Genomic DNA, 10,552 nt, shown 5'->3' on the forward strand with positions numbered 1-10,552 from the left:
CCGAAGACCCACCACCAACCGCGAACCACCGAAAGGCATCCGCACATGAGCGGCCACGGAGCCCCCGAGCTGACCATCGACAACGCCGCCGGCCTCAAGGTCGCCGTGATCGCCGCCCAGTGGCACGAGCAGGTGATGAACGGCCTCCTCGACGGCGCCCACCGCGCCCTCAAGGAGCTGGGCGTCGCCGAGCCGACCGTCCTGCGCGTCCCCGGCACCTTCGAGCTGCCGGTCGCCGCCAAGCGCCTCGCCGAGCGCGGCTACGACGCCGTGATCGCCCTCGGCGTGGTGATCCGCGGCGGCACCCCGCACTTCGACTACGTCTGCCAGGCCGCCACCGCCGGCCTCACCCAGGTCGCCGTGGACACCGGCGTCCCGGTCGGCTTCGGCGTGCTGACCTGCGACAACGAGCAGCAGGCCCTCGACCGGGCGGGCCTGCCGGGCTCCGCCGAGGACAAGGGCCACGAGGCGGTCACCGCGGCCGTCGCCACCGCCGCCGCCCTGCGCGCGCTCTGACCCGGCCGGCCGGACCGGCACCCCGGACCGTGGACGTCCACCGGACTGTCCACGGTCCGGAACCGTTTACCGTCCGTCCGTCCGCACGCCGTAAGGTGAGTCCCATCATGGCTTCGAAGACATTCGAGGAGCTCTTCACCGAGCTCCAGCAGAAGGCCGCCACCGGCGACCCCTCGTCCTCCCGCACCGCGCAGCTCGTCCAGCAGGGCGTCCATGCGATCGGCAAGAAGGTCGTCGAGGAGGCCGCCGAGGTCTGGATGGCCGCCGAGTTCCAGTCCGACGAGCAGACCGCCGAGGAGATCTCCCAGCTCCTCTACCACCTTCAGGTGATGATGGTCGCCCGCGGGCTGACGCTCGACGACGTCTACAAGTACCTCTAGGCCCAGGCCCGGAACCCCCCTACACCCACACCGAACAGGTAAGGAACTGACCTCCATGCTGCGCATCGCCGTCCCCAACAAGGGTTCGCTCTCGGGTCCTGCGGCGGAGATGCTCCATGAGGCCGGCTACCGGCAGCGCAAGGACGCCAAGGAGCTGGTCCTGGTCGACCCGGGCAACCAGGTCGAGTTCTTCTTCCTGCGTCCGCGCGACATCGCCGTGTACGTCGGCTCCGGCCGTCTCGACGTCGGCATCACCGGCCGCGACCTGCTGCTGGACTCGCACTCCAACGCCGAGGAGGTGCTCGCGCTCGGCTTCGCCGGCTCGACCTTCCGCTTCGCCCGCCCGGTCGGTGTGGACGTCGACGACGTCAAGGGCCTGGAGGGCCTGCGGATCGCCACCTCCTACACCGGCCTGGTCGAGCAGCACCTCGCCGACCACGGGGTGAAGGCCACCGTCACCAAGCTGGACGGCGCGGTGGAGACCGCGGTGCAGCTGGGCGTCGCCGATGTGATCGCCGACGTGGTGGAGACCGGCACCAGCCTGCGCAACGCCGGCCTCGAAGTGTTCGGCGACCCGATCCTGATCTCGGACGCCGTGGTGATCCGCCCCAAGGGCGCCGGTGAGGACCCGGCCGTCGAGCAGTTCCTGCGCCGCCTCCAGGGCGTGCTGGTGGCCCGCCGCTACGTGCTGATGGACTACGACATCCGCGCCGAGAACGTCTCCGCCGCCGTCGCGCTGACCCCCGGCCTGGAGTCGCCGACCGTCTCCCCGCTGCACACCGAGGGCTGGGTGGCGGTCCGCTCCATGGTGCTCCGCAAGGAGGCCCAGCAGATCATGGACGACCTGTGGGGCATCGGCGCCCGGGCCATCCTGGTGACCAACATCCACGCCTGCCGCCTCTGAGCGACCCCCGGGCGTAAGCACCGGTTGAATGGGGTGGGGCCGCCGTCCGGCGTCCCCACCCCTTCCCGTGTCCCGTACCACTCGAACCAGCACCCCCGGAGCCCCCTCGTGTCCACCCCCGCCGAGTTCCCCGTCACCTGGGCCCCGCGCCGCACCCGCGCCGTGCTGCTGCCGGTCTGCGCGCTGCTGGTGGTGCTGTTCGCCGTGATGGCGGTCGCCCTGCCCGCGAACTGGCAGCTCAACGACCGGATCATGATGGCGGCCAGCGGCGTGCTGTTCGCCGGCGTCGGCCTGATGCTGGCCCGGCCGCGGGTCAGTGCCGACGCCCAGGGCGTGACCGTGGTCAACTTCGTCCGCCGCCGCCGGCTGGCCTGGGCGGAGATCGTCGGCGTGAACTTCCGCCAGGGCGACCCGTGGGCCACCCTCGACCTCGCCGACGGCACCTCGCTGGCCGCCGTCGGCATCCAGTCCGGCGTCGGCAAGGCCCAGGCCATCGCCGACGCCCGCGCGCTGCGCGACCTGGTCGCCCACCACAGCGGCTGAACACCGGGCCCGCGGCCGAACACCGGGCCCGCGGCCGAACGGCAGGCCGGGGGACGAGCACCGGGCCGGTGACTGCAACCGCTCCCCGGGCGCGTCCGAACGGGGATCCTACATCCGTACGGGTATGGTCTACGCTGGTAAAAGCGGGGCAAAGACGTTGTCCTGCCCGAAAACGACCAGAGGAGTGACACTCCCCGTCCATGGACGATCCGTCCGGTAGTACCTGCGCCGCCCATCTTCCGACCACCGGAAGGCAGGCGGCACTGTGATCACGGCCTGGCTGCTGCTCTTCGCGGCCCTCCTGCTCATCCTCGCCAACGGCCTCTTCGTGGCCGCCGAGTTCGCCTTCGTGACCGTGGAGCGCGGCGCCGTCGAGCGCGCCGCCGAGGCCGGGGACGCCAAGTCCGGCCGGGTCTCCCGGGCCCTGCGACACCTCTCCTTCGAGCTCTCCGGCGCCCAGCTCGGCATCACCGTCACCTCGCTGGTGGTCGGCATGCTCGCCGAGCCGGCGCTGTCGACCCTGCTGAAGCCGGTGTTCACCGGTATCGGCCTGCCCGCCGGGGCCGCCCGCGGCGCCGCCGTGGTGATCGGCATGCTGCTCGCCACTGTCGTGCAGATGGTGATCGGCGAGCTCGTCCCGAAGAACTGGGCGATCTCCCATCCGCTCCAGGTGGCCCGCGCGGTCGCCGCCCCGCACATGGCGTTCTCCCGGGTCTGCCGGCCGCTGATCAGCGTGCTGAACGGCTCCGCGGACCGCACCGTGCGCGCCTTCGGCATCGAGCCGCAGGAGGAGCTGGGCCACGCCCGCACCCCCGCCGAGCTGGTCTCGCTCGCCCGGCACTCCGCCAAGGCGGGCGCCATAGACGAGGAGTCGGCCACCCTGTTCGTGCGGACCCTCGGCCTCGGCGACCTCACCGCCGAGTCGGTGATGACCCCGCGCGTCGACGTGTCCGCCCTCCAACGCGACGCCAGCGCCGCCGACGTCCTCAACCTCACCCGGGCCACCGGCCTGTCCCGCTTCCCGGTCTACGCCGACAGCCTGGACGAGGTCACCGGCACCGTCACGCTCAAGGACGCGCTGGCCGTCCCGGCCGAGCGGCGCGCCGCCGTCCGGGTCGGCGACCTCGCCGTCCCGCCGCTGCTGGTGCCCGAGACGCTCCCCGCCGAGCGGCTGCTCGACCAGCTGCGCCGGCTCCAGCCGATGGCCATCGTGGTCGACGAGTACGGCGGCACCGCAGGCGTGGTCACCGTCGAGGACATCGTCGAGGAGATCGTCGGAGCGGTGCAGGACGAGCACGACCCCGCCGACACCCCCGAACTGCTGCTGCTGCCGCCGGTCGACGGGCAGCCCGTCTGGGCCGCCGACGGCCGCGCCCGGCTCGACCAGCTGGAGGCCATCGGCCTGCACGCCCCGGAGGGCCCGTACGAGACGCTGGCCGGCCTGGTCGCCGACCTGCTCGGCAAGCTCCCCAACCCCGGTGAGCAGGCCGAACTGCCCGGCTGGCGGTTCACCGTCGAGGCCGTCGACCGGCACCGGACCAGCCGGGTCCGGGTGGAACGGACCGCACAGCACCACCACTTCCTGGGCGACGACGAGGACGGGACCCGATGACCGCGCTCCAACTGGCCGTCGCGCTCCTGCTCCTGCTCGGCAACGCCTTCTTCGTCGGCGCCGAGTTCGCCGTCGTCTCGGTCCGGCGCAGCCAGATCGAACCGCTCGCCGAGGCCGGCAACAAGCGCGCCCGCACCGTGCTGCACGCGCTGTCCAACGTCTCCGCGATGCTCGCCGCCGCCCAGCTCGGCATCACCGTCTGCTCGCTGGGCCTGGGCGCGCTCGCCGAGCCGACCATCGCCCACCTGCTGGAGGGCCCGTTCCACGCGATCGGCATCCCCGCCGGCCTCCAGCACCCGCTGGCGTACGGCATCGCGCTGGCCGTCGTGGTCTACCTGCACATGGTGATGGGCGAGATGGTGCCGAAGAACATGGCGCTGGCCGGCCCCGAGAAGGCCGCGCTCTGGCTCGGCCCGCCGCTGGACCGCCTGGCCCGCTGGCTGGCCCCGGTGATCGCCTTCCTCAACACCTTCGCCAACGGCGTGCTCAAGCTGTTCAAGGTGGAGAGCAAGGACGAGGTGGAGTCGGTGTTCACCACCGAGCAGCTGATGTACCTGCTCGCCGACTCCGGGGACGCCGGCCTGCTGGAGAAGGACCGCCAGGAGCGCCTGGAGGACGCCCTGGAGATGGGCCGCCGCCCGCTCACCGACGTCCTGCTCACCCCCGAGCAGCTGGTCACCGTGGACACCAAGGTGACCGCCGCCCAGATCGAGGAGCTGGCGCTGCGCACCGGCTTCTCACGCTTCCCGGTCACCGACGGCGACCCGGCCGGCCACGGCTACCTCGGATACCTGCACCTCAAGGACGTCCTGGACGTCGAGGACCCGACGGTGCCCGTCCCGGCCCGCCTGTGGCGGCCGATCACCGTCCTGCGCGGCACCCTGCCGCTGGACGACGCGCTGGGCGCGATGCGCCGGGCCGCCTGCCACCTCGCGGCCGTCCTCGACCAGGACGGGCGCACGCTCGGCGTGGTGATGCTGGAGGACGTGCTGGAGGAGCTGGTCGGCGAGGTGCACGACCCGGACCACCGCTCGGCGGCGTGAGTTCCTGAAGCCGCTTCGCTCTCGGCGATTCCGCTCTGAGCGTGCGCCCGTTCCCATGCCGGCCACCCGATGTGCAGGGTGGTCGGCATGAGACTTCTCCTGCTGGGTGGTACGGAGTTCGTGGGGCGGGCCGTCGCCGAGGCGGCGCTGGAGCGGGGATGGGAGGTGACGGTCTTCCACCGGGGGACGCGTGCCGCGCCGCCCGGGACGCGGGTCCTGCACGGGGACCGCACGGCCGGGGACGGGCTCGCCGCCCTGGCCGAGGGGGAGTGGGACGCGGTGGTGGACACCTGGTCGGCCGCCCCGTCGGTGGTGCGCGACAGCGCCCGCCTGCTGGCCGGCCGGGCCGGCCGCTACGCGTACGTGTCCAGCCGGTCGGTGTACGCCTACCCGACGCCGGCCGGGTCCGACGAGAGCGCCCCGGTGGTGGACGGCTCGCCGGACGACGGCGAGGTGCCGTACGCCGAGTCCAAGCGCGGCGGCGAGCTGGCGGCGCTGGACGCGTTCGGCGACCGGGCGCTGCTGATCCGCGCCGGGCTGATCGTCGGACCGTACGAGAACATCGGTCGGCTGCCCTGGTGGCTGAACCGGATCGCCCGCGGCGGCCCGGTGCTCGCCCCCGGCCCGCGCGACCTCGCCCTCCAGTTCATCGACGTCCGGGACCTCGCCGCCTGGACTCTGGACGCCGTCGAGGCGGGCCTCGGCGGCCCGTACGACCTGGTCGGCCCGCGCGGGCACTGCACCACGGGCGAGCTGCTGGAGGCCTGCGCGGCGGTCACCGGCGGGGACGCCGAGCTGCGCTGGACGGCTCCGGAGGCGATCGCCGCCGCCGGGATCGCGCCGTGGACGGAGCTGCCGTTCTGGACCCCGCCGGGCGAGCTGTACGACACGGTGCACGGCACGGACGTCGGCAAGGCGCTGGCGGCCGGGCTGCGCTGCCGCCCGGTCGCCGAGACGGTCGCCGACACCTGGGCGTGGCTGCGCTCGATCGGCGGCGTCGCCCCGCAGCGCCCGGACCGGCCCGCGGTGGGCCTGGACCCGGCGAAGGAGGCCGAGGCGCTGGCCGGCTGACGCCCACGCCTGTCGGGGCAGCGGCCGGGGCGGGAGCGTAGGGGCCGGGGCTACCCGCTCTGGCCCCGGCCGTCGATCAGCTCGCCGTACGCCTGCACCAGGTCCGGCAGCCGCAGGGTGGCGAGGTCCTCCCGGCCGGGCGGCTCGCGCAGCAGGGTGAGCCGCAGGTCCCGGTAGGCGCAGGACTTCTCGTACAGGGTGCGGATGAACCGGCCGTTGCCGAGGTCGTCGATCCAGCCCTCGCGGACCACATGGGTGCAGATCGAGGCCAGCTCCTCGGCGGCGTCCTCGTCCCAGCCGTCGCCGTCCTGGCCGGCGAGCGCGGCGCCGATCGCGGTCAGCTCACCGGGGCGGTAGCTGGGGAAGTCGACCCGGGTGGTGAAGCGGGAGTTGAGGCCGGGGTTGGTGGCCAGCAGCCGGTTCATGCCCTCGGGGTAGCCGGCCAGGATCACCACCAGCCGGTCCCGGTTGTCCTCGGCGCGCTTGAGCAGCACCTGGAGCGCCTCGTCGCCGTACGCGTCGCCCTTGCTGTAACCGGAGTTGGAGAGGCTGTAGGCCTCGTCGATGAAGAGCACGCCGTCCAGCGCGGAGTCGATCAGCTCATTCGCCTTGACCGCCGTCTGGCCGAGGAACTCGCCGACCAGGTCCGCGCGTTGCGCCTCCACCAGATGGTCGCCGGAGAGCAGGCCGAGGGCGTGGAAGACCCGGCCGAGGATCCGCGCGACGGTGGTCTTGCCGGTGCCGGAGGGGCCGGAGAAGACGAAGTGGCGCTTGGGCGGCTGGACCGGCAGGTCCTGTTCGGCGCGCAGCCGGGCCATCCGCAGCTGCGCGGAGAGTGCTCTGACCTGCCGCTTGACCGGCTCCAGGCCGACCATCCGGGAGAGTTCGGCCAGTGCTGCGTCCAACTCGGCCTGGTCGCCCTCGCGTTCGAGCGCCGGGTAGGCGCTGGTGACGCGGGGGAGGACGGCCTCGCCGCGCGCCGGGGCGGGCGCCGCCGGGGAGACGGCGGCGGGCTGCGGGGCGGTGGAGCCGGAGCGCCCGCCGGTGGTGAGCGGGGGCGGCGTCCCGGCGCCGCCGGAGCGGTTGTCGGTGCCCGCGCCGCCCGGTCCGGCGGCGGTCGGTACGACCGGGTAGCAGTCGCCGTCCGGCGCGGTCCCGTCCGGCTCGGCGTCACCCGCCTCGCCCGCCGCGTCCGGCCCGCCGGTCGGCGGCGCGTCCGCCATCGGCCCGTCGAGGAGCGGCCCGTCGAGGACCGGTCCGCCGAAGGGGTCCGGCAGGCCGGGGGAGCCGGTCGCGGGGTCCGTGCCCAACGGCTCGAAGTCCAGCAGCGCGGTGTCCAGCACGTCGTCCTCGGGCCCGCCCACCCGCCCGGCCTCCCGGCCGCCGGCCCCGAGGGAGTCCAGCAGGGTGTCGGCGACGGCGTCCTCGGCCGAGATCGCCGCGAGCCGGGCCGCGGTGTCCATGAACGACGGATCCGCCCGGTGCACCGCCCGGTAGAGCGGTAACGCGGCCGCGCTGCGCCCGGCGCCCTCGTAGGCGCGGCCCAGCCAGTAGCGCAGCTCCTTGCGCTGCGGCTGCTCGGAGCGGCAGCGGGCGAGCGAGGCGGCCAGCGGGGCCTGGGCCTGGGCGCACATGTCCAGCCGGACCCGCGCCATGCCGGCGAACAGCCCGGCCTCGATGCCGAGCAGCTGGTCGTCGAGCAGCCGGTCGGTGTCCTGGATCAACTGCTCCCAGTCCTTGAGCAGATAGGAGCGGCAGGCGTGCAGGAAGCGCGCCGACGGGTCCTCGGCCGGGGCCGGGCACTGCCCCAGCGCCTGGTCCAGTTCGGTGAGGTGGCGGCCGTCCAGCCAGTGCGAGGCGTGCGCGAGGGCGAGGTCGCGGGGGGTCTCCAGCACCGGCTGCACCCACCAGCCGAGCCAGTACCAGGAGCTGAGCGGCCGGGCGTGCCGGCGGCGCTGCTCGCCGAACCGCTTGCGGTGGCGGTACATCGCGAGCAGCGCGCCGGAGGTGTCGCTGCGCAGCGCGTGCAGGCCGAGCCAGGCGTCGGCCATGCCGGGGTCGAGCCGCACGGCGGCGCGGAACTCCTCCTCGGCGCGGCTGTACGCCCCGGCCGTGTACGCGTCCATGGCACGCAGCCAGGCGCGGTCGGCGAGCCGGTTCGGCGCCGGGCCGCCCGCGTTGTCGCTCTGGGAACTCTCCGTCGTCACTCACGCCCCCCGCGGTGTGGCTCGGGGCCCGGCCGGTGCGGTGGTGCGCGGACCCCACCGGTGGTCGTCTGCCCCCGGGGCGCATATGCGCCTGTCAGGAATCGTACCGGCGCGGAGCTGATCCGGAAGGGTGCCGCGCGATGTCAAAAGCGATCGGGCGGGCGGCCGTTGACGGGCGGCCGGAGCGGGGGAGGGCGGACCGGACGGTATCCCCGGCTCACGGGGGAACAAGTCGGGGATACCGGGTCCGAGGTTGCGGAATCAGCGGTTCCGGCAACGAATGAGAACCTATTTCGTGGCGATAGCGCAGGTCAAGGGGGTTGTTGAAGGTTCACCGACGGTGCCCGGCGCGATCCGCCCGGTCACCCCGTCGACCACCGTGCCGGCGAACGGGCGGCTCGGGTCGGCGGCGAAATGCGCCGATTCGGCGACGGCCCAGCCGGCCCAGAACTCCGCCAGCTCCGGTCCGTCCCGCTGCTCACCGCGCCGCCGGGCCGCCGCCGCGTCGAGTTCCATCCACACCAGCCGGCTCAGCCAGGGGCGCACCGCGCGCCGCCCGGCGCCCACCCCCTCGATCAGTACCACCGGTGCGAGCGGCACCGCGGCCGTCCCGGCGAACCGGCGCAGCGTCCAGTCGTACACCCGGTGCGCCGCGTCCCGCCCCGCCGCCAGCGGCTCCAGCACCTCGGTGCGCAGCCGCTCCGTCCAGCCGAACGGCTCGGCGTGGGTCGCCAGGTCGTCCAGGTGCACCACCGGGGCGCCGCCGAGCGCGGCGGCCAGCCGGGCGGCGAAGGTCGTCTTGCCCGAACCCGCGTGCCCGTCCACCGCGACCAGCCGCACCGGGCCGCAGGACGGCGGCAGCGCCCGCAGTCCGTCGGCGAGCGCGGCGAGCGCGTCCCGGACGGCCCGGGCGCCGGACGCGTCGGGCGCGTCGGCGGTGCGGGGCCCCATTACCGGGGCGGCGGAGGTCTCGGAAGCAGCCACAACGTCAACCCTACGGGGGGCCGTACGCCGATGCGGACAGTGATCCGATGCAGGTCGTGACGGCAGCGCCATGATCGGGCATACTCGCATCGCCGAGCATGTGAACGGCCGTTCACCGCGATCCGGTGCCGGCCGGGCCGAGCTGCCACACCCCGCGCGGGCCCGAATCACACCCCGGGGCGCGCACGACCGAGGAGGCGACCAGCCGCCATGACCACCTCCCCCGCGAAGGCCGTCGACCGCCAGCTCCCCAGCGAGGAGGCCCGCGAGCTCCTCGGCCTCACCCGTGACCTGGTCCAGCGCGAGCTGCTGCCGCGCGCCGCGCAGGACGAGGCCGCCGGCCGGTTCCCGCGCGAGGTCTTCCGCACGCTCGGCGAGGCCGGGCTGCTCTCGCTCCCCTACGAGGAGCGCCACGGCGGCGGCGACCAGCCCTACGAGGTCTACCTCCAGGTCCTGGAGGAGCTGGCGGCCGGCTGGCTGGCCGTCGGCCTCGGCGTCAGCGTGCACACCCTGTCCTGCCACGCCCTCGCGACGTTCGGCACCGACGAGCAGCGCGAGCGCTGGCTGCCCGGCATGCTCTCCGGCGAGCAGCTCGGCGCCTACTGCCTCTCCGAGCCGCAGTCGGGCTCCGACGCCGCCGCCCTGCGCACCCGCGCCGACCTGGACGGCGACGAGTACGTGGTGAACGGCACAAAGGCCTGGATCACCCACGGCGGCCAGGCCGACTTCTACAGCGCGCTGGTGCGCACCGGCGAGGAGGGCGCCCGCGGGATCAGCTGCCTGCTGGTGCCCGGCACCCAGCCCGGCCTCTCGGCGGCCCCGCCGGAGCAGAAGATGGGCATGAAGTCCTCGCCGACCGCCCAGCTGCACTTCGACGGCGCCCGGGTCCCGCGCGAGCGGCTGATCGGCGCCGAGGGCCAGGGCTTCCAGATCGCGCTCGCCGCGCTGGACTCCGGCCGGCTCGGCATCGCCGCCTGCGCGATCGGCGTCGCCCAGGCCGCGCTCGACCTCGCCGTCGACTACGCGCGCACCCGGCGCCAGTTCGGCCGCCCGATCGCCGACTTCCAGGGCCTGTCGTTCATGCTCGCCGACATGGCCACCCAGATCGAGGCCGGCCGCTCGCTCTACCTGTCCGCGGCCCGCCGCCGCGACGCCGGTCTGGCGTTCTCCAAGGAGGCGGCGATGGCGAAGCTGTTCTGCACCGACGCCGCGATGCGGGTGGCCACCGACGCCGTCCAGGTGCTCGGCGGCTACGGCTACACCCAGGACTTCCCGGCCGAGCGCTTCATGCG

At 74.1% G+C, this 10,552-nt stretch carries 10 protein-coding genes; 8 read left to right on the forward strand and 2 right to left on the reverse strand.

Going from position 1 to position 10,552, the window contains the following annotated elements:
* Positions 1 to 45: 45 nt before the first annotated feature.
* The 7 genes from ribH to ACFU74_RS19865 all read left to right on the forward strand — a co-directional run bounded on the left by ribH (position 46) and on the right by ACFU74_RS19865 (position 6,069).
* Positions 46 to 516 (forward strand): 6,7-dimethyl-8-ribityllumazine synthase, encoded by a 471-nt coding sequence (gene ribH / locus ACFU74_RS19835; protein WP_380758378.1) that lies wholly within the window; start codon positions 46 to 48, stop codon positions 514 to 516.
* A 107-nt stretch (positions 517 to 623) separates the two neighbouring features.
* Entirely contained in the window at positions 624 to 896 is a 273-nt protein-coding gene (locus ACFU74_RS19840; protein WP_030306151.1) for a phosphoribosyl-ATP diphosphatase, read from the forward strand.
* 55 nt (positions 897 to 951) lie between these two features.
* Entirely contained in the window at positions 952 to 1,800 is an 849-nt protein-coding gene (gene hisG, locus ACFU74_RS19845; protein ID WP_380758380.1) for an ATP phosphoribosyltransferase, read from the forward strand.
* Between the two features lie 108 nt (positions 1,801 to 1,908).
* Entirely contained in the window at positions 1,909 to 2,343 is a 435-nt protein-coding gene (locus ACFU74_RS19850; RefSeq protein ID WP_380758382.1) for a PH domain-containing protein, read from the forward strand.
* Between the two features lie 265 nt (positions 2,344 to 2,608).
* Positions 2,609 to 3,955, forward strand: a complete 1,347-nt coding sequence (locus tag ACFU74_RS19855) for a hemolysin family protein (protein WP_380758384.1) — start codon at positions 2,609 to 2,611, stop codon at positions 3,953 to 3,955.
* A complete protein-coding gene (locus ACFU74_RS19860) occupies positions 3,952 to 4,998 on the forward strand; it encodes a hemolysin family protein (RefSeq protein ID WP_380758386.1) in 1,047 nt (348 codons plus the stop codon). The genes ACFU74_RS19855 and ACFU74_RS19860 overlap by 4 nt, the downstream gene beginning before the upstream one ends.
* 87 nt (positions 4,999 to 5,085) lie before the next feature.
* The gene (locus tag ACFU74_RS19865) at positions 5,086 to 6,069 is read left to right on the forward strand and encodes an NAD-dependent epimerase/dehydratase family protein (protein ID WP_380758388.1); all 984 of its coding nucleotides are present in this window, start codon (positions 5,086 to 5,088) and stop codon (positions 6,067 to 6,069) included.
* A 50-nt stretch (positions 6,070 to 6,119) separates the two neighbouring features.
* On the opposite strand, the gene ACFU74_RS19870 is transcribed toward ACFU74_RS19865, so the two are convergent.
* Both ACFU74_RS19870 and ACFU74_RS19875 read right to left on the reverse strand, forming a co-directional pair.
* On the reverse strand, positions 6,120 to 8,195 hold the full coding sequence (locus ACFU74_RS19870; RefSeq protein ID WP_380758392.1) for an AAA family ATPase: 2,076 nt from the start codon (positions 8,193 to 8,195) through the stop codon (positions 6,120 to 6,122).
* 369 nt (positions 8,196 to 8,564) lie between these two features.
* Positions 8,565 to 9,227: a uridine kinase gene (locus ACFU74_RS19875; RefSeq protein WP_380758395.1), complete on the reverse strand. Its 663-nt coding sequence runs from the start codon at positions 9,225 to 9,227 to the stop codon at positions 8,565 to 8,567.
* 243 nt (positions 9,228 to 9,470) lie between these two features.
* On the opposite strand from ACFU74_RS19875, the gene ACFU74_RS19880 reads away from it, so the two are divergent.
* On the forward strand, positions 9,471 to 10,552 hold a 1,082-nt coding region (locus tag ACFU74_RS19880; protein WP_380758390.1), incomplete at its 3' end, for an acyl-CoA dehydrogenase family protein.

Source organism: Kitasatospora sp. NPDC057500 (assembly GCF_042802195.1).
Classification (GTDB): domain Bacteria; phylum Actinomycetota; class Actinomycetes; order Streptomycetales; family Streptomycetaceae; genus Kitasatospora.

Bases quoted from the DNA above. Each gene is read 5' to 3' on its own strand.
- ACFU74_RS19870 (WP_380758392.1), bottom strand. From the start codon at position 8,195: ATGGACGCGTACACGGCCGGGGCGTACAGCCGCGCCGAGGAGGAGTTC.
- ACFU74_RS19860 (WP_380758386.1), top strand. From the start codon at position 3,952: ATGACCGCGCTCCAACTGGCCGTCGCGCTCCTGCTCCTGCTCGGCAAC.
- ACFU74_RS19865 (WP_380758388.1), top strand. From the start codon at position 5,086: ATGAGACTTCTCCTGCTGGGTGGTACGGAGTTCGTGGGGCGGGCCGTC.
- ACFU74_RS19875 (WP_380758395.1), bottom strand. From the start codon at position 9,227: ATGGGGCCCCGCACCGCCGACGCGCCCGACGCGTCCGGCGCCCGGGCC.
- hisG (WP_380758380.1), top strand. From the start codon at position 952: ATGCTGCGCATCGCCGTCCCCAACAAGGGTTCGCTCTCGGGTCCTGCG.
- ribH (WP_380758378.1), top strand. From the start codon at position 46: ATGAGCGGCCACGGAGCCCCCGAGCTGACCATCGACAACGCCGCCGGC.
- ACFU74_RS19840 (WP_030306151.1), top strand. From the start codon at position 624: ATGGCTTCGAAGACATTCGAGGAGCTCTTCACCGAGCTCCAGCAGAAG.